The sequence below is a fragment of the Pseudomonas thivervalensis genome (assembly GCF_001269655.1).
Lineage (GTDB): Bacteria > Pseudomonadota > Gammaproteobacteria > Pseudomonadales > Pseudomonadaceae > Aquipseudomonas > Aquipseudomonas thivervalensis.
In genome coordinates, this window is record NZ_LHVE01000016.1 from 72,265 (window position 1) to 94,295 (window position 22,031).

At 61.2% G+C, this 22,031-nt stretch carries 21 protein-coding genes; 5 read left to right on the forward strand and 16 right to left on the reverse strand.

What is annotated here, in order from left to right:
• The first annotated feature begins 234 nt into the window (after positions 1-234).
• On the forward strand, positions 235-774 hold the full coding sequence (locus AD659_RS22935) for a GspH/FimT family pseudopilin (protein WP_053125367.1): 540 nt from the start codon (positions 235-237) through the stop codon (positions 772-774).
• On the opposite strand, the gene ispH is transcribed toward AD659_RS22935, so the two are convergent.
• The 6 genes from ispH to murJ form a co-directional block, all read right to left on the reverse strand.
• Positions 728-1,675: a 4-hydroxy-3-methylbut-2-enyl diphosphate reductase gene (gene ispH / locus AD659_RS22940; protein WP_053125369.1), complete on the reverse strand. Its 948-nt coding sequence runs from the start codon at positions 1,673-1,675 to the stop codon at positions 728-730. The genes AD659_RS22935 and ispH overlap by 47 nt on opposite strands.
• 182 nt (positions 1,676-1,857) lie before the next feature.
• Complete coding sequence (locus AD659_RS22945; protein ID WP_053125371.1) at positions 1,858-2,295, reverse strand: FKBP-type peptidyl-prolyl cis-trans isomerase; 438 nt, start codon at positions 2,293-2,295, stop codon at positions 1,858-1,860.
• Complete coding sequence (gene lspA / locus AD659_RS22950; RefSeq protein ID WP_014340279.1) at positions 2,288-2,800, reverse strand: signal peptidase II; 513 nt, start codon at positions 2,798-2,800, stop codon at positions 2,288-2,290. The genes AD659_RS22945 and lspA overlap by 8 nt, the downstream gene beginning before the upstream one ends.
• The gene (gene ileS, locus AD659_RS22955; RefSeq protein WP_053125374.1) at positions 2,793-5,624 is read right to left on the reverse strand and encodes an isoleucine--tRNA ligase; all 2,832 of its coding nucleotides are present in this window, start codon (positions 5,622-5,624) and stop codon (positions 2,793-2,795) included. Before ileS ends, lspA begins: the two co-directional genes overlap by 8 nt.
• Positions 5,625-5,637: 13 nt before the next feature.
• The gene (gene ribF / locus AD659_RS22960) at positions 5,638-6,576 is read right to left on the reverse strand and encodes a bifunctional riboflavin kinase/FAD synthetase (protein ID WP_053125376.1); all 939 of its coding nucleotides are present in this window, start codon (positions 6,574-6,576) and stop codon (positions 5,638-5,640) included.
• 129 nt (positions 6,577-6,705) lie between these two features.
• Positions 6,706-8,244, reverse strand: coding sequence for a murein biosynthesis integral membrane protein MurJ (gene murJ, locus AD659_RS22965; protein WP_053125378.1), 1,539 nt, complete (start codon positions 8,242-8,244; stop codon positions 6,706-6,708).
• A gap of 254 nt (positions 8,245-8,498) precedes the next feature.
• Between murJ and rpsT the strand changes: the two genes are divergently transcribed.
• Positions 8,499-8,777 carry a 30S ribosomal protein S20 gene (gene rpsT / locus AD659_RS22970; RefSeq protein ID WP_003185593.1) on the forward strand — a complete coding sequence of 93 codons (279 nt, stop codon included), beginning with the start codon at positions 8,499-8,501 and terminating at the stop codon, positions 8,775-8,777.
• A gap of 206 nt (positions 8,778-8,983) precedes the next feature.
• On the opposite strand, the gene AD659_RS22975 is transcribed toward rpsT, so the two are convergent.
• The 6 genes from AD659_RS22975 to rplU form a co-directional block, all read right to left on the reverse strand.
• Positions 8,984-11,020 (reverse strand): toxin-antitoxin system YwqK family antitoxin, encoded by a 2,037-nt coding sequence (locus AD659_RS22975; RefSeq protein ID WP_053125380.1) that lies wholly within the window; start codon positions 11,018-11,020, stop codon positions 8,984-8,986.
• A gap of 81 nt (positions 11,021-11,101) precedes the next feature.
• Positions 11,102-11,557 (reverse strand): CreA family protein, encoded by a 456-nt coding sequence (locus AD659_RS22980; RefSeq protein WP_053125382.1) that lies wholly within the window; start codon positions 11,555-11,557, stop codon positions 11,102-11,104.
• 9 nt (positions 11,558-11,566) lie between these two features.
• A complete protein-coding gene (gene proB / locus AD659_RS22985; protein ID WP_030140287.1) occupies positions 11,567-12,685 on the reverse strand; it encodes a glutamate 5-kinase in 1,119 nt (372 codons plus the stop codon).
• A 308-nt stretch (positions 12,686-12,993) separates the two neighbouring features.
• Positions 12,994-14,217 carry an Obg family GTPase CgtA gene (gene cgtA, locus AD659_RS22990; protein ID WP_030140288.1) on the reverse strand — a complete coding sequence of 408 codons (1,224 nt, stop codon included), beginning with the start codon at positions 14,215-14,217 and terminating at the stop codon, positions 12,994-12,996.
• A 190-nt stretch (positions 14,218-14,407) separates the two neighbouring features.
• The gene (gene rpmA / locus AD659_RS22995) at positions 14,408-14,665 is read right to left on the reverse strand and encodes a 50S ribosomal protein L27 (RefSeq protein ID WP_003205738.1); all 258 of its coding nucleotides are present in this window, start codon (positions 14,663-14,665) and stop codon (positions 14,408-14,410) included.
• Between the two features lie 35 nt (positions 14,666-14,700).
• Complete coding sequence (rplU, locus tag AD659_RS23000; RefSeq protein ID WP_003176051.1) at positions 14,701-15,015, reverse strand: 50S ribosomal protein L21; 315 nt, start codon at positions 15,013-15,015, stop codon at positions 14,701-14,703.
• Positions 15,016-15,254: 239 nt separating this feature from the next.
• Here rplU and AD659_RS23005 point away from each other — a divergent pair, with 239 nt between their 5' ends.
• The 3 genes from AD659_RS23005 (at position 15,255) to AD659_RS23015 (ending at position 17,163) form a co-directional block, all read left to right on the forward strand.
• Positions 15,255-16,223 (forward strand): polyprenyl synthetase family protein, encoded by a 969-nt coding sequence (locus AD659_RS23005; RefSeq protein ID WP_053125384.1) that lies wholly within the window; start codon positions 15,255-15,257, stop codon positions 16,221-16,223.
• 133 nt (positions 16,224-16,356) lie between these two features.
• A complete protein-coding gene (locus AD659_RS23010) occupies positions 16,357-16,698 on the forward strand; it encodes a zinc ribbon domain-containing protein YjdM (RefSeq protein WP_053125386.1) in 342 nt (113 codons plus the stop codon).
• A gap of 207 nt (positions 16,699-16,905) precedes the next feature.
• A complete protein-coding gene (locus AD659_RS23015; protein ID WP_053125388.1) occupies positions 16,906-17,163 on the forward strand; it encodes a PA4570 family protein in 258 nt (85 codons plus the stop codon).
• Positions 17,164-17,288: 125 nt separating this feature from the next.
• Here AD659_RS23015 and bamJ read toward each other — a convergent pair whose 3' ends face one another.
• The 4 genes from bamJ to AD659_RS23035 all read right to left on the reverse strand — a co-directional run bounded on the left by bamJ (position 17,289) and on the right by AD659_RS23035 (position 21,810).
• A complete protein-coding gene (gene bamJ / locus AD659_RS23020; RefSeq protein ID WP_003205746.1) occupies positions 17,289-17,906 on the reverse strand; it encodes a BamJ family beta-barrel-assembly machinery protein in 618 nt (205 codons plus the stop codon).
• A 194-nt stretch (positions 17,907-18,100) separates the two neighbouring features.
• Complete coding sequence (locus tag AD659_RS23025; protein ID WP_053125393.1) at positions 18,101-18,589, reverse strand: TIGR00645 family protein; 489 nt, start codon at positions 18,587-18,589, stop codon at positions 18,101-18,103.
• A 132-nt stretch (positions 18,590-18,721) separates the two neighbouring features.
• Complete coding sequence (locus tag AD659_RS23030) at positions 18,722-19,063, reverse strand: PA4575 family protein (protein WP_013694243.1); 342 nt, start codon at positions 19,061-19,063, stop codon at positions 18,722-18,724.
• Positions 19,064-19,371: 308 nt separating this feature from the next.
• On the reverse strand, positions 19,372-21,810 hold the full coding sequence (locus AD659_RS23035) for a Lon protease family protein (protein WP_053125395.1): 2,439 nt from the start codon (positions 21,808-21,810) through the stop codon (positions 19,372-19,374).
• Positions 21,811-22,031: the final 221 nt, after the last annotated feature.

The following is a 22,031-nucleotide window of genomic DNA, read 5'->3' on the forward strand; positions in this document are numbered from 1 at the left end:
GGTGCCCTCCGTTGCCGTCGGCTATACCTGCTTGTACACGCTAGAACAAACCGCTGCCTGTGGCGAGGGAGCTTGCTCCGCTGGGCTGCGCAGCAGCCCCAAAATAGCGGCCGCTACGCGCTGGAGCGCCAGCCCGGCCGAGCGGGAGCAAGCTCCCTCGCCACAACATGCTGCCTGCCACACTGAGTTCCTTGCAAAATCGCGCCGCTTCACACTCTCCAGGGAGGAGATGTCATGTATCAACAGGGCTTCAGCCTGATCGAACTGCTCATGGGACTGGCAATTGCCGCAATTGTTCTGTCGTGGGCTGGCGCGGGCTACAAAGAGCTGATCGAGTCCATCGAACGCGAGGACACCGCGCAATTGTTGATCAGCGGGTTGCGTAGCGCCCGTAGCGAAGCCATCGCGCGCAACCGGACGGTCGTGCTCAGAGGGATAGACAACGATTGGGGCCGAGGCTGGCGCATCACCCTGGACGACAAGGAGAAGACCGTGCTGATGGAACGCAGCGCAAGCGCTCGGGTGTTTGGCAACTGGCCGGTGAAACGCCGGGTGAGATTCGGCAGCCAGGGAGAAGCCCTGCGCCCCAGCGGCGCCTTCCAGGCCGGCACGCTGCATGTCTGCGCCAAACGCGGGCCGGTCAGCCATCATCAAGTGATATTGGCGCCCTCCGGCCGCGTCCGCCTGGAAAGCGTCGAAGCCGAAGAGCCCTTGTGCGAGAAAGGACTTAAAGCAAGGAGCGGACGCGCAGCTCTTTCGGCATCGAGAACGTGATGTTCTCCTCGCGACCGGCCAGTTCATCGGCTCCGGTGGCACCCCAGGCCTGCAACTGCTGGATCACGCCACGCACCAGGACTTCCGGCGCGGAAGCACCGGCGGTGATGCCGATACGCTCGACGCCCTCGAACCAACTGCGCTGCATGTCCTCGGCACCGTCGATCAGGTAGGCCGGAGTGGACATGCGCTCGGCCAACTCGCGCAAGCGGTTGGAGTTGGAACTGTTCGGGCTACCGACCACCAGCACCACATCGCATTCGTCGGCCAGTTGCTTGACTGCATCCTGACGGTTCTGGGTGGCGTAGCAGATGTCATCCTTGCGCGGACCGCCGATGGCCGGAAAGCGCGCGCGCAGGGCATCGATCACACGGCTGGTGTCGTCCATGGACAGGGTCGTCTGGGTCACGAAGGCCAGGCTCTCGGGGTTGCGTACCTGCAAGGCTGCAACATCCTCCTCGTCTTCGACCAGGTAGATCGCACCACCGTTACTGGCATCGTATTGGCCCATGGTGCCTTCGACTTCCGGATGGCCTTCATGGCCGATCAGGATGCATTCGCGACCGTCACGGCTGTAGCGCGCCACTTCGATGTGCACCTTGGTCACCAATGGGCACGTCGCGTCGAACACCTTCAGGCCACGGCCGGCGGCTTCGCTGCGCACGGCCTGGGAAACCCCGTGGGCGCTGAAGATCACGATCACGTCGTCCGGCACCTGGTCCAGTTCCTCGACGAAAATCGCCCCACGGCTGCGCAGGTCTTCGACGACGAACTTGTTGTGGACCACTTCGTGGCGCACGTAGATCGGCGGCCCGAAGACTTCCAGGGCGCGGTTGACGATTTCGATCGCCCGGTCCACGCCGGCGCAGAAGCCACGGGGGTTGGCGAGTTTGATTTGCATGCTGTGCCTCGTGTCTTGCGCGCAAGAATTGCCTGTTGATCGAACCAAAGGCTCGGAAAACAATGAAGATCCATGTGGGAGCGGGCTTGCTCGCGAAGAGGGCCTTACATTCAACATTAATGTTGGCTGACACTCCGCCTTCGCGAGCAAGCCCGCTCCCACACTAAACCGCATCCAGTCAGTTACAACGCCTTCACTTCAAGGATTTCCACTTCGAAGTTCAAGGCCTTGCCCGCCAGTGGATGGTTGAAGTCCACGGTCACCTGGGCGTCATCGAACGCCTTCACCACACCCGGCAGTTCGGTATTGGCCGCGTCGTTGAAAATCACCAGCAGGCCCTCGGACAGCTCCATGCCCTGGAACTGGGAGCGTGGCATGGTCTGCACGTTTTGCGGATTGGGCTGACCAAAGGCGTTTTCCGGTGGCACGACCACGGTGCGCTTGTCGCCGGCCTTGAAACCGAAGATCGCCGCTTCGAAGCCTGGCAGCAGGTTGCCGTCACCGACCTTGAACACCGCCGGCGCCTTGTCGAAGGTGCTGTCGACGGTGTCGCCGTTTTCCAGGTGCAGGGCGAAGTGAAGCTTCACTTCGGTGTTTTGAGCGATACGCTGCTCAGTCATGGACGGCTTCTCCGGTTTTCTTGCTCTTGAACATGTCCAGGGCGAGCATCACGGCGCCCACGCTGATGGCACTGTCGGCAAAGTTGAACGCCGGGAAATACCAGCGGTTCTGCCAATGCACCAGGATGAAATCGATGACGTGGCCCAGGGCAATGCGGTCATAGAGATTGCCCAAGGCACCACCGAGCACCAAGGCCAGCGCCACGGCCAGCCAGGTCTCATTGCGCCCCAGGCGCTTGAGCCAGACCACCAGCACGGCACTGACCACAATGGCGATCAGGGCAAACAGCCAGCGCTGCCAGCCGGAACTGTCGGCCAGGAAACTGAACGCCGCCCCGGTGTTGTAGGCCAAGGTCCAGCTGAAGTAATCGGGAATGATCACGATCTGCTGGTACATCGTCAGCGAGTTCTCGAAGTAGTACTTGCTGGCCTGGTCGATGACCAGGACCAGCACGCTCAACCAGAGCCAGCCCAACCGCCCGAAGCGGCCCGCTGCGTTAGGCATAGTGGCGAACCTCGCCAGCACCGCTGATGTTGTCCACGCAACGACCGCAGATTTCCGGATGCTCCGGGTTCACGCCAACGTCTTCGCGACAGTGCCAGCAGCGGGCGCACTTGGTGTGGTTCGACTTGACGATCTTCAGCTTCAGGCCGCTGACTTCGGTGGCCACCGCATCGGCCGGCGCCTGCACGAAAGGTGCAACACTGGCAGTGGAGGTGATCAACACGAAGCGCAGCTCGTTGCCCAGCTTGGCCAGGTCGGCGCCCAGGGCTTCTTCGGCATAAAGGGTCACTTCGGCCTGGAGGTTGCCGCCGACGGCCTTGGCCGCCCGCTGGATCTCCATTTCCTTGTTGACCGCAGCCTTGACCGCCATCACGCGATCCCAATACGCACGGTCCAGCTCGAAGCCTTGCGGCAGTTCGGTCAGGCCTTCGTACCAGGTGTTGAGCATCACCGACTCGTTGCGCTCGCCTGGCAGGTACTGCCACAGCTCGTCGGCGGTGAACGCCAGGATCGGCGCGATCCAGCGCACCAGCGCCTCGCTGATGTGGAACAGCGCAGTCTGGCACGAACGACGGGCCTTGCTGTTGGCGCCCGTGGTGTACTGGCGGTCCTTGATGATGTCGAGGTAGAAACCACCGAGCTCCTGCACGCAGAAGTTGTGGATCTTGGAGTAGACGTTCCAGAAGCGATATTCGCCGTAGTGCTCCTGCAACTCGCGCTGCAGCAGCAGGGTACGGTCCACGGCCCAACGGTCCAGCGCGAGCATGTCTTCGGCCGGCAGCAGGTCGGTGGCCGGGTTGAAGCCGGTCAGGTTGGAAAGCAGGAAACGCGCGGTGTTACGGATCCGCCGGTAGGCGTCCGCGCTGCGCTGCAGGATCTGATCGGAAACGGCCATCTCGCCGGAGTAGTCGGTGGACGCGACCCACAGGCGCATGATGTCGGCGCCCAGGGTGTCGTTGACTTTCTGCGGCGCGATCACGTTGCCCAGGGACTTGGACATCTTGCGGCCAGACTCGTCGACGGTGAAGCCGTGGGTCAACAGCTCGCGGTACGGCGCGTGGTTGTCGATGGCGCAACCGGTCAACAGGGACGAGTGGAACCAGCCACGGTGCTGGTCCGAACCTTCCAGGTACAGGTCGGCGCGCGGGCCGCTCTCGTGGCCCATCGGGTGCGAACCGCGCAGCACGTGCCAATGGGTGGTGCCGGAGTCGAACCAGACGTCCAGGGTGTCGCTGATCTTGTCGTACAGCGGCGCTTCGTCGCCCAGCAGCTCAGCGGCATCCAGCTTGAACCAGGCCTCGATGCCTTCGGCTTCGACGCGCTTGGCCACGACTTCCATCAGTTCGACGGTGCGCGGGTGCAGCTCGCCGCTTTCTTTGTTCAGGAAGAACGGGATCGGCACGCCCCAGTTGCGCTGGCGGGAGATGCACCAGTCCGGACGGTTGGCGATCATCGAGTGCAGGCGCGCCTGGCCCCAGGCCGGCACGAACTGGGTTTCCTCGATAGCCTTGAGCGAGCGCTGGCGCAGGGTGTCGCCGCGGGTGGGCTGCTTGTCCATGCCGATGAACCACTGCGCGGTGGCGCGGTAGATCAGCGGGGTCTTGTGGCGCCAGCAGTGCATGTAGCTGTGTTCGATGACGGTGGTGTGCAGCAGCGCGCCGACTTCGGTCAGCTTGTCGACGATGGCCGGGTTGGCTTTCCAGATGAACTGGCCGCCAAAGAACTCCAGCGACGGCGCGTACACACCATTGCTCTGCACCGGGTTGAGAATGTCATCGTTGACCATGCCGTACTTCTTGCAGGTCACGAAGTCGTCGACGCCATAGGCCGGCGCGGAGTGAACCACGCCGGTGCCTGCGCCCAGTTCCACGTAGTCAGCCAGGTAAACCGGCGACAGGCGGTCATAGAACGGATGACGGAAATTGATCAGCTCCAGCGCCGAACCTGGGGCCGTGGCGACTACCGAACCTTGGAGGCTGTAGCGGGCCAGGCAGGATTCGACCAGTTCTTCGGCCAGCACCAGCAGCTTGTCGCCGACGTCGACCAGGGCGTAGTTGAATTCCGGGTGGACGTTCAGCGCCTGGTTGGCCGGGATGGTCCACGGGGTGGTGGTCCAGATCACGATCGAGGCCGGTTTGGCCAGCTTGCCCAGGCCGAACGCGGCGGCGAGTTTGTCTTCATCGGCGATCGGGAACGCGACGTCGATGGTCGAGGACTTCTTGTTTTCGTACTCGACTTCCGCCTCGGCCAGGGCCGAACCGCAATCGAAGCACCAGTTCACCGGCTTGAGGCCCTTGAACACGAAGCCACCCTCGACGATTTTCGCCAGGGCACGGATTTCGCCGGCTTCGTTCTTGAAGTCCATGGTCTTGTACGGGTTGGCGAAGTCGCCCAGCACGCCGAGGCGGATGAATTCGGACTTCTGCCCTTCGATCTGCTCGGTGGCGTAGGCACGGCACAGCTCGCGGGTCTTGTCCGCGCCCAGGTTCTTGCCGTGGGTCACTTCGACCTTGTGCTCGATCGGCAGGCCATGGCAGTCCCAGCCCGGGACATACGGCGCATCAAAACCCGACAGGGTCTTGGAGCGAATGATCATGTCCTTGAGAATCTTGTTCAGCGCGTGACCGATGTGGATGGTGCCGTTGGCGTACGGAGGGCCGTCGTGCAGGACGAACTTCGGACGATCCTTGCCAATTTCGCGCAACTTTCCGTACAGGCCAATGCTGTCCCAACGCTGCAGAATCTGAGGTTCGCGCTGAGGCAGGCCGGCCTTCATTGGGAAGGCGGTGTCCGGAAGGTTTAGCGTGGCTTTATAGTCGGTCATTTAAGGCTCTTCATTAGCGATTGGCGCTGGTTGCGACAAGGGCACGGGCGGCGGCGATATCTGCATGGATCGCCGTCTTGAGCGCCTCCAGAGAGGCAAAACGCTGCTCTTCACGCAGCTTATGGTGGAAAACCACCGTCAAACGCCGGTCATACAGATCGCCGGCAAAATCCAGAACATGTACTTCAAGGTGGGCCTTGCCATCGCCCTGGACCGTGGGTCGCACGCCGATGTTGGCGACGCCGGGCCAGGTCTTGCCGTCGATCTCGACACTCACCAGGAACACCCCGGTCAGCGGCACGCGACGACGCTTGAGCTGCACGTTGGCCGTCGGCGTGCCCAATTGGCGCGCCAGTTTCTGCCCGTGCAGGATCCGCCCGGCAATCCGGTACGGCCGACCGAGCAAGCGCTCGGCCAATTCGAAGTCGGCCGCGGCCAGGGCATTGCGGACCTGGGTGCTGCTGACGCGCAAGCCATCCATTTCAACGGTCTGCGCCGCTTCGACGGTGAAACCCTGGGCGATACCGGCCTGTTGCAGGTAATCGAAATCCCCGGATCGATCGCAGCCGAAACGGAAATCGTCGCCGACTTCCAGATGTTTCACATCAAGACCGTCCACCAGGATGGTATCGACGAATTCGGCGGCGCTGAGCTTGCTCAGGCGCTGGTTGAAGGCCAGGCACAGGACCCGGTCGACGCCTTCGGCAGCCAGCAGTTGCAGCTTGTCCCGCAACCGGGCCAGACGGGCCGGGGCGGTGTCCGGGGCGAAAAATTCCCGGGGCTGCGGCTCGAAGATCACCACGCAACTGGGCACGCCCAATTCCAGCGCCCGCTCGCGCAGCCGCGCCAGGATAGCCTGGTGGCCACGGTGAACACCGTCAAAGTTGCCAATAGTGGCGACACAGCCCCGATGCTGGGGGCGCAGGTTGTGGAGGCCTCGAACCAGCTGCATAACGCGCTTCTTGCTCATAAAGTGGCCGATTATAACCACACCCGGCGGCCGACGACAGGCAACACCGTAACCCAAAGTGATCGAACCGACAAAACCACTGCCCGGCCCGGGATTATCGAGGGTCCGCCCTCAGCTCAAGGCCTTGCGATTGAAGTCGCGCAGACGGAACCCCATCAGCAGCAACATGCCGAAATACGCCACCACGCCGGCAACCACCAACAGCCCCAGGCGCAGGAAACGCTCGAGCATCTGGCCTTCGCCCCAGGCCGGCATGAAATGCATCGCCCCGAGCAATACCGCCGACATCACGGCCACGGCCACCAGCAGCTTGAGGCCGAACTTGCCCCAGCCCGGCTGCGGTTGATACATCTTCTGCTTGCGCAACTGGTAAAACAGCAGCCCTGCATTGAGGCAGGCACCGGCGCTGATCGCCAGGGCCAGGCCGGCGTGGGCCAGCGGGCCGATGAGCAGCAGGTTGAAGAGCTGCGTCATCACCAGGGTGAAAATGGCGATCTTCACCGGCGTGCGAATGTTCTGCTGGGCGTAGAACCCAGGCGCCAGCACCTTGATCACGATGATCCCGAGCAAGCCCACCGAGTAAGCGATCAATGCCCGCTGGGTCATCGAGGCATCAAAAGCATTGAACTGGCCGTACTGGAACAACGAGACCGTCAGCGGCTCGGCGAGGATTCCCAGCGCCAGGGCACATGGCAGCACCAGCACAAAGCACAAGCGCAGGCCCCAATCGAGAATCCGCGAGTATTCGTGGCGGTCCTGGCTGGCGTAGGTCTTGGCCAGGGTCGGCAGCAGGATCGTGCCCAGGGCCACGCCGAGCACGCCGGACGGCAACTCCATCAAGCGGTCGGCGTAGTACATCCACGACACCGAGCCGGCCACCAGGAACGAGGCAAAGATGGTGTTGATGATCAGGGAAATCTGGCTCACCGACACCCCCAGGATCGCCGGCAGCATCTGCTTCATGACCCGCCACACGCCGCTGTCGCGCAAGTTCAGCCGCGGCAGCACCAGCATGCCGATCTTTTTCAGGTGCGGCAGTTGATACAGCAGTTGCGCCAGGCCGCCTACCAGTACCGCCCAACCCAGGGCCATTACCGGCGGATCGAAGTAAGGCGTCAGGAACACCGCGAACACAATCATGCTGACGTTGAGCAGGGTCGGCACAAAGGCCGGCACGGAAAAGCGGTTCCAGGTATTGAGGATCGCCCCGGCCAGGGAGGACAGGGAAATCAGCAATATATAAGGAAAGGTCACCCGCAACAGATCGGCGGTGAGCTGGAATTTTTCCGGGGTATCGGTGAAGCCCGGCGCCGTGGCCCAGATCACCCAGGGCGCGGCGAGCATGCCGGCAGCCGTGACCAGCGCCAGCACCAATGTCAGCAAGCCGGTCACGTAGGCAATGAATGTGCGAGTCGCCTCGTCGCCCTTCTGGCTTTTATATTCCGCCAGGATCGGCACGAAAGCCTGGGAAAAGGCCCCTTCGGCAAAGATCCGGCGCAACAGGTTGGGCAGTTTGAAAGCGATGAAGAAGGCGTCGGTGGCCATCCCGGCGCCGAATATCCGTGCGATCAACGTATCGCGAACGAACCCCAGGACGCGGGATAGCATTGTGATAGAGCTGACGGCGGCCAACGATTTGAGCAGATTCATGAAAAGAGTTTTTGCCTGTCGATAAACAGCAGGCGAACAACGCGCCCACTTGTGCGATACTCCGCGCCGCTAAACAGTGCAGAGCCAAAGCCCGCGAGTTTACAGGTCGCACGCCGGAAAGAAATCCTCCGGTGCGCCGCACCTGCCATTCAGCGGAACGCGTCACCCGCCCTTGACAAGACTTCAACTCATCGGCATGATTCGCGGCCTATTTTGTTTGCTATTTCCCAAAAAGTCTTTCGAGGAGCTCGACGGTGGCCAACACACCTTCCGCCAAAAAACGTGCAAAACAGGCTGAGAAGCGTCGCAGCCACAACGCCAGCCTGCGTTCCATGGTCCGTACCTACATCAAGAACGTAGTCAAGGCCATCGACGCAAAAGACGCTGAAAAAGCTCAAGCTGCTTACGTTCTGGCTGTGCCAGTTATCGACCGTATGGCCGATAAAGGCATCATCCACAAGAACAAGGCTGCTCGCCATAAGAGCCGCCTGAATGGCCACGTAAAGGCCCTGAACGTTGCCGCTGCTGCCTAAGCGACACGCTCATTAAAAAACCGACCTCAGGGTCGGTTTTTTATTGCCTGCGATTTAACCTCTAACCAGAACACCACTGCCCACCCTGTGGGAGCGAGCTTGCTCGCGAAAGCGGTGGGTCAGCTAGCAGAGATACTGACTGTGCAACCGTCTTCGCGAGCAAGCCCCACACTTGGGCCTGCGGCGACTTCCAATCAGCAGAATCCCTACTCGCCAAAATTGAACACCACCGGCTTCGGCGGAGGGCAGCCTCCCGGTGGCGGGAAATTCTGTACACCCGCCTGATCGTAGCCGGTATAGCAGCCCACGATCTTGTCATCCTTGAAGTTCATGCGGCGCTCAACCACACCCGTCGGGTAGTAATAAACCGTCTCGCCTTCGCGCTTGGCGTACGAGTAATCCTTGTATTCGCGCCCCTCGACCGTTATCAACCGAAAGCCCTGCTTGGCTTCAGAGAACTTCAACTGGCCATCGGGGTAGTACTCGTTACGAGTCACGCGATCATCAGGCCCCAACAGCACCTCCCGGACCTTGCGCCCATCCCGGGTGTGGCGCGCGCTTTGCTCATTACCGAACAGGTAGTCACTCTCGGAGTCGAAGTGGCCGTCATTGAACGCCCCGCGCTGCTTGCCGCACAGCTTGATGCGGGTGTACTTCCCATCCGGCACATGGCAATAGTTGCGGTCCGCGATCAACACCCCATTCGCATCGAATGATTGCACGTTGCCAATGGGCTCATCCTTTTCGTACGTTGCCACCGTATCGGGCTGGCCATTGGGGTGATAGAGACGAAAGGCGCCCTCTCGCGAACCATGGCGCCACGAGATATCCGAAAGCAGCACAGCACCGTCATCGGTGTAGGTCAGCGCCCGCCCCTCGATCTGGCCGTTGGCATAGTTGGCCGAATAGGTGAGCTTGCCATTCGCTGCGTAGGTCTCTTTCAACCCATCCAGCACACCCGCGCGGTAATGCTCGACGAGTCGCAACACACCCGCAGCATCCACTTCGCGCAATTCGCCTTGCTTCTTGTCCGCGACGAAATCCACGGCCTGAACCCCACCGCCTTCCATCTTCAATGTCCAACGACCTTCCCGGACACCTTGCACGTAACGCCCCTCGCCCCACGGCATTTTCCAGTCACCGTGCTGCAGCCCCGCCACGAAGTCGCCACGCTGGACAACCTCACCCTGACGCACACGCTCGGAAGGCCCGTCAAAATCACCATGCTTGTAAGTATCGAAGCCGGACGTCGACTCCTCATCGTCGCGCACCTCGATCGTCCAGCGCCCTTCGTAGAAGTCGTCGACCATCATGCCGCTGGAAACCGAACCCCTGTCACTGATGACCCACGGCCCTTGGCGCAATCCATCCACATAGGCGCCGATGGACTCATAGCCCGACTCGTCGAACTCCGTCCATTTGCCCGACCGTTTTCCCCGGGCATACGAACCCAACACCCAAAGCCGCCCATTACCCAAGGCCGCCCACGCCCCATCCTCGGAGCCCTGGTACACCTTGGGATTGGTTTCCCAAGCCATCCGACTGACACGATAGGCAGCCCCCACATCCTCATCCTGAGGCGGCACGCGCTCGTACGTCAGCGTGAGCCAGCGCCCTTCACGCTGCTGAAAAGTCTTTTTGTAGGTGTCGCGATGAGGATCCTCTGGCGGCTGCCCCACCGACGCCGGGACACCGTCGACGCCGAAGTACCCCACCAGCGTGCCACTCGCGGGCTCCAGCGTATCGAACTCGGCGATACCGGTCTTGGGCAACACAGCGCTGTAATCGTAGGGTGGCAACTTGCCCAGCTCTTTCTGGACCAGCGCAGCAGTAAGGACCTTGCGATCAGCGGCGATACGATCCAACACCGGCTGAAGCGTCTCAAGTCGGCGATACATACCGGTGGACGGTACGAAGCGATAACCATGAAGGGCGTACCGCCCCTTTGCCCGCGACAGCACGACCAACGTCTGGAGATCACTGTCAAGGCTGGCGTAGAACACCGACTCGACACTGGCATCGCCATACCGGTCGAGCACGTGCGGGACCCCATCCGGCGATTCACACAGGCATGAGTAGCCTACGACACCCTCGGCCTCGCGGATAAATGCCAGCGTCGCCCCACTCTCCTGGGAAGTTTTTATCAGCGGGTGGGCCAGGGGTTTTTCGCTATAAAACGGCTCGGCCAAAGCCCCGACGGACACCGAACAACCCAATACAAACAGCAGCAAAAACGCACGCATACGAATCCCTTCGCGCCAAAAGCACAACACATCCATGGAAATCAAAAAAGCGAGCCGATTGGCTCGCCCGTCAGTCGATACTTAACGCCAAGGCAAGATCGGAATCGCCGTCACCGCATTCTGCGGGCTGCCCTCGATCACGCGGTCGCTGTAGACCAGGTACACCAGGGTATTGCGCTTTTTGTCGAGGAACCGCACCACCTGCATGGTCTTGAACACCAGCGAAGTGCGCTCGCGGAACACCTCTTCGCCGTCCTTGAGTTCACCCTTGAAGCTGATCGGCCCGACCTGGCGGCAGGCGATGGACGCTTCGGCACGATCCTCGGCCAGGCCCAGGCCGCCTTTTACACCGCCGGTCTTGGCTCGCGACAGGTAACAGGTCACGCCATCCACCTTGGGATCGTCGAACGCCTCGACCACAATCCGGTCATTCGGCCCGACGAACTTGAACACAGTCGACACCTGACCAATTTCCTCGGCAGAAGCCAGCAGCGGCAGCGCCAACAGCAAGCCGATCAATCCTTTTGCCACACCCATGATTTTTCCTTAGACGAGGATCAGGTTGTCACGGTGAACCAGTTCGGGCTCCGCCATGTAACCCAACAGACCGACAATCGCATCAGACGATTGACCGATGATTTTCTGAGCTTCCAGCGCGCTGTAGTTGGCCAGGCCACGGGCGATCTCGCGACCGTCCGGCGCCACGCACACGACCATTTCGCCTCGACGGAAACTGCCTTGGACCAACTTCACGCCCACCGGCAGCAGGCTCTTGTTGCCCTGGGACAGGGCGGATACGGCACCGGCGTCCAGCACCAGGGTGCCGCGGGTCTGCAGGTGCCCAGCCAGCCACTGCTTGCGCGCCGCCAGCATGCCGCGCTCCGGCGAGAGCAAGGTGCCAATGCGTTCGCCCGACTTCAGACGATCCAGCACCCGCTCCAGCCGCCCGCCGACAATGATGGTGTGGGCGCCGGAGCGTGCCGCCAGACGCGCCGCACGCAGCTTGGTCTGCATGCCGCCACGCCCCAGCGCACCGCCGGTGCCGCCCGCCACCGCATCCAGCGCCGGGTCGTCGGCACGGGCTTCATAAATCAGCTTGGCATCGGGATTGTTGCGCGGATCGGCATCGAACATACCGTCGCGATCCGTGAGGATCACCAACAGGTCTGCCTCCACCAGGTTCGCCACCAGCGCGGCCAGGGTGTCGTTATCGCCGAAACGGATCTCGTCGGTGACCACCGTGTCGTTCTCGTTGATCACCGGGATGACTTTCAGCTCCACCAGCGCACGCAGGGTACTGCGGGCATTGAGGTAGCGCTTGCGGTCGGACAAGTCGTCGTGGGTCAGCAGGATCTGCGCCGTATGACGCCCGTGCTCGGCAAAGCTCGACTCCCAGGCCTGCACCAGGCCCATCTGGCCGATGGCGGCGGCAGCCTGCAGCTCATGCATCGCACTGGGTCGCGACGTCCAGCCCAGGCGGCTCATACCAGCGGCCACAGCCCCGGAAGAGACCAATACCAGCTCGACGCCAGCCTCATGCAAGGCCACCATCTGCTCGACCCACACCGCCATCGCCTGGCGATCCAGGCCCTTGCCATCCGCCGTCAGCAGTGCGCTGCCGATCTTCACGACCCAGCGCTGCGCACCCGTCACCTTGCTCCGCATCATCTTCAACCTTTGCCAGCGAACGGCGCGACCCAGCGCCGCCCATGGGATTATTCGTATTTGCGTTTTACAGATACCAAAACGCCGCTCGAATGAGCGGCGCCTCGGAAACCGGCTTGCCGGCGATGATAACACTGCACTGAAACACTTGAACCTGTCCCCATGCCAGCCACTCGAGAATCCTTGTGGGAGCGAGCCTGCTCGCGATTGCATTGGGTCAGCAGCATCGATACTGACTGATACACCGCCATCGCGAGCAGGCTCGCTCCCACAGGTTTTGACCTCAAGCAGCTTGCATCAGCACACGATCAGTCGCGGACGTAGATGATCTCCGGACCGTCCTCGTCATCCACATCTTCTTCGTCCCAATCGTCGTCACCGATGTCATGGACCGACTTGACGCCACTGCGGCGCAGGGCACGCTGGTCGTCCAGCGCCTGCAACTGGGCGCGAGCCTCGTCTTCGATGCGCTGGTCGAGCTCGGCCAGCTCTTCCTTGTAGACCGGGTCGTTGGCCAGGCGATCGGCACGATCTTCCAGGTAGCGCATGATGTCGTGGCACAGGCGCTCGGTGTTTTCCTTGGCAATGGCCGAGATCACGTAGACCGGACCTTCCCACTCCAGGCGGTCGACGATTTCCTTGACCCGCTCCTCATGCTCTTCTTCGAGGATCTGGTCGCACTTGTTCAGCACCAGCCAACGGTCGCGCTCAGCCAGGGCCGGGCTGAATTTGGTCAGCTCGTTGACGATGACTTCGGCGGCATCGGCGGCACTGGTTTCATCCAGCGGCGCCATGTCGACGAGATGCAGCAACAGGCGAGTACGGGACAAGTGCTTGAGGAAGCGAATCCCCAGGCCGGCACCTTCGGAAGCGCCTTCGATCAACCCCGGGATGTCGGCGATCACGAAGCTTTTCCAGCGGTCGACACTGACCACGCCCAGGTTCGGCACCAGGGTGGTAAACGGGTAATCAGCCACTTTCGGCTTGGCCGCGGATACCGAGCGAATGAAAGTACTTTTACCGGCGTTCGGCAGGCCCAGCAGACCCACGTCGGCCAGCACCTTCATTTCCAGCTTCAGGTCACGCTGCTCGCCCGGCTTGCCTGGCGTGGTCTGGCGCGGGGCGCGGTTGGTACTGGATTTGAAACGGGTGTTGCCCAGGCCGTGCCAACCGCCATGGGCGACCAGCAGACGCTGGCCCGCCTTGGTCAGGTCGCCAATCACTTCCTGGGTGGCCGAATCGATCACCGTGGTGCCAACCGGCACGCGCAGGATCAGGTCTTCGCCCTTCTTGCCGGTGCAGTCGGTGCTGCCGCCGTTGGAGCCACGCTCGGCATCGAAGTGCCGGGTGTAACGGTAATCCACCAGGGTATTGAGGTTTTCGTCGGCGAGCATGTAGATCGAGCCACCGTCGCCACCGTCGCCGCCGTTCGGGCCACCGTTTTCAATGAACTTTTCCCGACGGAAACTCATGCAACCATTGCCGCCGTCGCCAGCCTTCACTCGAATCGATACTTCATCAACAAACTTCATGACACACGCCTCTCGCCATACGGACGAGCCAAAAAAACAAGACATAAGACTCTTGCAAAAATGAGCGCAGCGACCTGAAAACACGCCCCAACCGCAGCGCCGACAGCCCATACAAACAGTTTTGCAAGAGACTCACCCCACAAACGAAAAAGCCCCGTCGCAAGACAGGGCTTTTCCAGCGGTCTCGCAATTAAGCTGCGATAACGCTTACGTAACGACGACCGAAGGCGCCTTTTACTTCGAACTTGATCACGCCTTCGACTTTAGCGAAGAGGGTGTGATCTTTACCCATGCCCACGCCGTAGCCAGCGTGGAATTGGGTGCCGCGCTGACGCACGATGATGTTGCCTGCTTTGATAGCCTGGCCGCCATACATCTTCACGCCAAGGCGTTTGGCTTCTGAGTCGCGACCGTTACGGGTACTACCACCAGCTTTTTTGTGTGCCATGAGTTCAATTCTCCTAGTGAGGAATTAGGCTGAAATTAAGCCTGAATACCGGTGATTTTGATCTCGGTGTACCACTGGCGGTGGCCCATACGCTTCATGTGGTGCTTACGGCGACGGAACTTGATGATGCGGACTTTATCGTGACGACCTTGGGAGATCACTTCAGCCACAACGGTAGCGCCAGCAACGACTGGAGCGCCGATATTCACGTCATCGCCATTGGCGACCAACAGAACGCGATCAAAAGTCACGGATTCGCCGGTAGCGATTTCCAGTTTTTCGATCTTCAGGTATTCACCTGGGGCGACCTTGTATTGCTTGCCACCAGTAACAATTACTGCGTACGACATGGTATTTCTCCGATAATCCTGCTCACCCAGCGCTTTATAAGAAGAGGTATTGGCTGGCATGGCTGCATGGGCTGGAAGGCCCGGATGCAATTGCGTAAGGCAGGTGCTGCCCAGGAAGTTCAGGGTGCGCGATTGTACGCAAGGCAGGAAGGCCTTGCAAGTAGCCGTCCATCGCGCCTTGACAGGCCTGGATGTGGGTCCTAGCATGCCGCGCAACCCTTCTGGAGCGCCTGTCGCTGATGCAACCCCAAGCTTTCTACCGCGCAGTGGCGGACGATTTTAGTGCCGTCGACGGTATCATCAAGAAGCAGCTGACTTCCCGAGTGCCGCTGGTATCGAAAATCGGCGACTACATTACCTCGGCGGGTGGCAAGCGCCTGCGTCCGTTATTGGTGCTGCTGTGCGGCAAGGCCCTGGGTCGCGAAGGCGACGACATGCGCCTGCTGGCTGCCACCATCGAGTTCCTGCACACCGCGACCCTGCTGCACGACGACGTGGTCGACATGTCCGGCATGCGCCGCGGCCGTTCGACCGCCAACGCCATGTGGGGCAATGCCCCGAGCGTGCTGGTGGGCGACTTCCTGTATTCGCGCTCATTCGAAATGATGGTCGAGCTGGGCTCGATGCCGGTGATGAAGATCCTGTCCCAGGCCACGCGCATCATCGCCGAAGGCGAAGTGTTGCAGCTGTCCAAGGTGCGCGATGCCAGCACCACGGAAGAAACCTACATGGAAGTCATCCGCGGCAAGACCGCGATGCTCTTCGAAGCCTCGACCCACAGTGCCGCGGCCCTGGCCGGCGCCACCACCGAGCAGAGCGAAGCGCTGCGCACCTTCGGCGACCACCTGGGCGTGGCCTTCCAGTTGGTGGACGACCTGCTCGACTACAAGGGCGACGCCGAAACCCTGGGCAAGAACGTTGGTGACGACTTGGCCGAAGGCAAGCCGACCCTGCCGCTGATCTACACCATGCGCGAGGGCACGCCGGAACAGGCGGCACTGGTACGCCAGGCAATCCAGAAAGGCGGGATCGAAGACCTGGAAAGCATCCGTGTCGCGGTCGAAGCCTCTGGCTCGCTGGATTACACCGCGAAACTGGCCCGGGACTACGTCGCCCGCGCCATCAAATGCCTCGACGCCCTGCCGGCCAGCGAATACCGCGATGCGCTGGTGGAACTGAGCGAGTTTGCGGTGGCGCGTACGCACTGATCGCATGAAAACGGCGAGCTTTTTGTGGCGAGGGAGCAAGCTCCCTCGCCACAAAAGCCCCGCACCACCCATCTCGCAACAAAACCCTATACAATGTGCGCCCTTTTGTCCTCCTGATACCCAAGGAACCTTAGTGAGCACGTTGCCTCCCTGCCCGAAATGCAATTCCGAATACACCTACGAAGACGGTACCCAACTGGTCTGCCCGGAGTGTGCCCATGAGTGGTCCGCCAACGGCGAAGTTGAAGCGGCGTCCGACGACACCGTGAAGAAGGATTCGGTCGGCAACGTCCTGCAGGACGGCGACACCATCACCGTGATCAAGGACCTCAAGGTCAAGGGCACCTCGCTGGTGGTCAAGGTCGGCACCAAGGTCAAGAACATCCGCCTGTGCGACGGCGACCACGACATCGATTGCAAGATCGACGGCATCGGCCCGATGAAACTCAAATCCGAGTTCGTCAGAAAAGTCTGATTCTGCTGTATCCCATCCCATGCCCCGTGCGTGGGATGGAGCTTCGCCCTCCCCCGCTTCAGCCCCCATTTTCCGGGCGTTACCCAAGTGCCAGCCCTCTTGAGCTAGCACAACCCATCGTCAGAAAAACAATCGCAACGCCAATAGAGACTTGCTATTTAGCGAATAAGAATTATTCTCATCGAACCCATCAAGGAGATGAGAACCATGACTTATTTGATCGATGCCTGGTTGGACCGCCCACATCCCTACCTGAGGATCCTGCATCGGGAAACCGGGGAAGTTTGTGCGGTGCTTGAAGAGGAAGCCCTGAACGAGCTGCAGGACCAAGGGGACCTGGACCTCAACAGCCTCAATTCCAGTGAGCCGTTGGTGCTCAAGGAGCTGGTGCGCAATCTGTTCCTGTTCTGCTATGCCCGGGCGTTGCGCCCTGCGGGTGATTTCAGCGGCAGGTTCCATGGATGAAACAGCAAACCCTGTGGGAGCGAGCCTGCTCGCGAAGCGGTGTGTCATTCAACATCGATATCGACTGACTGACCGCCATCGCGAGCAGGCTCGCTCCCACAAAAGTCTGTTTAAACGCCGATACCTTACAGCACGTCCAACAGCTCGACGTCGAACACCAGCACGCTGTGCGGTGGAATGCTGCCAACGCCTTGAGCGCCGTAAGCCAGTTCGCTCGGCACGTACAGGCGCCATTTGCTGCCAGCGTTCATCAGTTGCAGTGCTTCGGTCCAGCCTGGGATCACGCCGCCTACCGGGAATTCGGCTGGCTGGCCGCGATCATAGGAGCTGTCGAACACAGTGCCGTCGATCAGGGTGCCGTGGTAATGGGTGCGCACCTGGTCTTCACGAGTCGGCTTGGCGCCTTCACCCTGGGTCAGCACTTCGAATTGCAGGCCGGAAGCCAGGGTAGTGATGCCTTCACGCTTGGCGTTTTCCGCCAGGAACGCACGGCCTTCGCCAGCAGCGGCTTCAGCCTTGGCGGCTGCTTCGGCTTGCATGATTTCACGAATGACCTTGAAGCTGGCGGACATCTCGTCCTGGCCCACGCGGCTTGGCTTGCCGGCGAATGCGTCGGTCAGGCCAGCCAGGATCGCGTCCAGGCTCACGCCCGGTGGCGGGTTGTCGCGCAGTTGGTCGCCCAACTGACGGCCAATGCCGTAGCTGACGCGGGTTTCGTCGGTGGACAGGTTAACTTCGGACATGATGCTGCTCCGCTGTGCGGACGGCTCGAGAATCGCCGTGTGTGCCACAGCGCCTCCCGGAGCGCCCGGAACCAAAAGGGCGAGCAGACTAGCACAGATGCCACGGCGGGTGACGAGCCCTCGCGCCAAAGCGCCACGCCGGAAACGACAACGCCCGCCTGAAGCGGGCGTTGCGCCAATACGATGAACGGACCTCAGTGCTTGGTCAGTTTGTCCAGGTAGCCCATCGCAAACGCCGAGACCACGAAGGTCATGTGAATGATCACGTACCACATCAGGTGGTCGGGATCGACATTCTTGGCATCCATGAAGATGCGCAGCAGGTGGATCGAGGAAATGGCCACGATCGAGGCGGCGACTTTCATCTTCAGCGACGAAGAGTCCATGGTGCCCAGCCAGTTGAGCTTTTCCTTGTCGGAATCGATGTCCAATTGCGAAACGAAGTTCTCGTAGCCGGAAATCATCACCATCACCAACAGGCCGCCTACCAGCGCCATGTCGATCAGCGACAGCAGCACCAGGATCAGCTCGGACTCGGCCATGGCAAACACGTTGGGGATGATGTGAAAGACTTCCTGGAAGAATTTCAGCGCCAAGGCCAGCAGGCCGAGGGACAGCCCGAAGTAGATCGGCGCCAGCAGCCAACGGGAGGCATACATTGCGTTTTCGATAAAGCGTTCCATTGAATCTCACACCTGGGCTGAAAAAACGCGGCGAGTATATCAGCCACGACCTGCCCCACAAATGCCGGGGCCATCCCTGGTCCCTGCCCTTGTGTCAAAATTTTTCTGCTGGTGACCGTGCGGTGACGGCCTTCAATGCAGCGGACGAAACTCGAAGCCGCCGACGTTGCGGCAACGGCCTCCATTGATTTCACGCAGTTGGGCCTGCATGTGCAAGGACCAGATCTGCGGGTCGTCGGCCAGTTCATAGCCGTGCAGGGTCAGGCTTTGCACAATGGTATCGAGGATGGATTCGGCGGCAGTCGGACCGGGAAATGGCCCTTGGGCCTTGATCGCGGAGGGTTGTTCGCCAGCCATTCCGGCGGCGAAGAGCAAGGTCCACATCCCGGTATCTCCCGCCAGGGGGCGGATGGCGCATTCGATACGGGTGACAAGGCCCAGGCATTGACGAGTGAGGCAAAGGTTGCGCGACATGGCGGCGCCCCTCGGTAGATCCGGTATTCAGTCTCGGGGGAGGCTGTTTCGATCCAATGATGACTCTCGTTATCCTTGAGCTGAGGATAGAAGAAAAGTTCCGACAGCAAGGGCTTTCGAGACCAGAATGCGCCGAGCGGTCACAGTGTGAATATTGACGCCAGATCTGTGACTATTTACTGGCTGTTGTGGCGAGGGAGCTTGCTCCCGCTGGGTTGCGCAGCGACCCCAGTTTGGATTGGGAGTGCTGCGCCCTCCAGCGGGAGCAAGCTCCCTCGCCACAACAGCTTATTGCCGCGAATATTGCCTCAAGCCGGCTTGGCCTCCGCCAGGGCCTGCTGCGCCAGTTCCTTTTCCGCTTCCTTGATGTCGTCTTCGCTGATCATCTCGGCGATCACCCGCAGCCGCTCCACCACCCGGGCGTTGACGCTGCCCTCCGGGAACTCACCGTTTTCATCCGGCTCGCCGGCAGGCTCGCCCACCAGCAGGCTCAGGGCTTCATCGGCCTGGCGCACCGCATAGACGTGGAACTGCCCGGCGCGCACGGCGGCCAGCACCTTCTCGTCGAGCATCAGGGTCGCGACGTTGGCCTGGGGAATGATCGCCCCCTGCTCACCGGTCAAACCCCGAGCTTCGCAGAGGCGGAAGAAGCCTTCGATCTTCTCGTTGACCCCGCCCACCGCCTGCACTTCACCGAACTGGTTGATCGAGCCGGTGATGGCGAAGCACTGCTTCAACGGTGTCTTCGACAGGGCCGAGATCAGCGTGCACGCCTCGCCCAGGGACGCACTGTCGCCGTCCACGTAACCGTAGGACTGCTCCAGGGCGATGCTGGCCGAGATCGCCAGCGGGAATTCCTGGGCATACCGACTCCCCAGGTAACCGGTGAGGATCATCACGCCCTTGGAGTGGATCGGCTGGCCAAGGTTGACCTCCCGCTCGATGTCGACGATGCCGCTGCCGCCCGGGTACACCGTGGCGGAAATTCGCGCCGGCACGCCAAACGCCGAGTCGCCGACCTCCAGCACCGTCAGCCCGTTGCATTTGCCCACCGCCGCGCCATCGGTGTCGATCAGGATGATCCCGGCCAGCATGTCGTCGAGGATTCGCGCCGAGACGCGCCCGGTGCGGGTGGCCTTGGCCTTGAGGGCACGTTCGATGTGGCCGGCATCGGTCATTTCGTCACCGGCCAGTTGGCGAATGAAATCCGCCTCGCTGACCAACTGGAACAAGTCACCAATGCGCGCCGACAAGCGCCCCTGGTGTTCGGCCAGGCGGGCGCTGTAGGTCGCCAGGCGCGCCACCGCGTCGGCGGTCAGCGGCGCCATGCCTTCCTCCGAAGTGCGGGTCTTGAGCAACTGGGCGAACTGCTCCAGGCTCTCGTCGCCCATCGGAATGTCCTCGTCGAAATCCACCAGCACGCGAAACATTTCCTGGAAGTCCGAATCCAGGTCCTGCAAGGCGTAATAGAGCTGACGGGCGCCGATGATCACGACCTTGACCTGCAACGGAATATGTTGCGGCGTCAGTGTCACCGTGGCCAGGCGTCCCATTTCACCCAGGGGCGACTCCATCTTCAGCTTGCGCGATTGCAGGGCACGCTTGAGCGCATCCCATACGAACGGTTCGCCGAGCATTTTTTCCGCTTCCAGGATCAGGAAGCCGCCATTGGCCCGGTGCAAGGCGCCCGGACGCAGCTGCCGGTAGGTGGTGTAGAGCGCGCCCTGGTCGGTGCTGTATTCAATCCGGCCGAACAGGTTGTCGTAGGTCGGGTGCGGTTCGAACACCACCGGCGCGCCGCCACTGGACGGATGCCCGACCACCAGGCTCGGCGCGTATTGTTCCTCCAGCAGTTTGCGGGCAATGGCGTCGCTCTTGCTGTCGTCTACCAATTGCTCGACCACGGTCTTGAGCAGATAGACCTGCATGGCTTGCAGGTAGCCGCAGACCGCGGCGTTCTCCGCGTACTTTTCCGACAGCGGCGCCAGCAACGGTTGCAGGGCCAGGGTGATGGTTTCTTCGTTGAGCTGGCGCAACTGGTTGCTGGACTCGCGTTTCCATTGCGGCAGGCTGGCGAGCTCTTCGTTCAGGCGTTCTTCCAGGCCGGAGATGTCCTCATGGAAACGCTCGCGCTCGGCTTCCGGCAACTGGGCGAATTCCGCCTCGTCCAGGGCCTTGCCTTCGCTCATCGGCGTGAAGGCGATGTTGCTGCTGTCACGGTACAGCGCAACGTCCTTTTCCAGCGCCAGGCGCTCGATCACATCCAGGGCCCGGTCGTAGCGCTGGTTGAAGGCGCGATCGATGGCGCTTTTCTTCTGCTGGTAGGACGGGTGCTCGAACACTGCCGGGAAGGTCGCCAGCAGGTTGTCGATCAGGCCGTTGATGTCACCGATGAACGCACCCGCCGTACCCGACGGCAGTTCCAGCGCGCGGGGTTCGCGGGGCTCGTCGAAGTTGTTGACGTAGACCCAATCCGCCGGGGTCTGCAGGCGCTTGCCTTCGGCCTTGAGGTAGCGTTTGACGAACGAAAACCGGCCAGTGCCGGGCTCGCCCATGACGAATACGTTGTAACCGGGGCGTGGCATGGCCACGCCGAACTGCAAGGCTTCGACCGCACGTTCCTGGCCAAGCACACCGCGGAAGGGCTCCAGATCATTGGTGGTAGAGAAGCTGAACTGTTCAGCGGAAAACGGACGGGTCAGCGCTTCGGGCGCTAGACGCAAGCTGGCAGCAACAGGATCAGGCATCGGGCTTCCTTACATCAGGCGGGGCAGATAGCGGCATTCTGGCGCTGCCTGTACCTGACTGGCAAGGAGCGCCTCAGACCAAAGCATAGTCAACGGGAAAACCCCGGGCGGCGCCTCGCAAACCGGTGATCCCCTGTAATGTTTTTGCAAAATGTCACGGAACCCTCGGATCGTGCCTAAACTCCAAACTGCGCGGCTGGAACAATAACCGGCCCACTGGC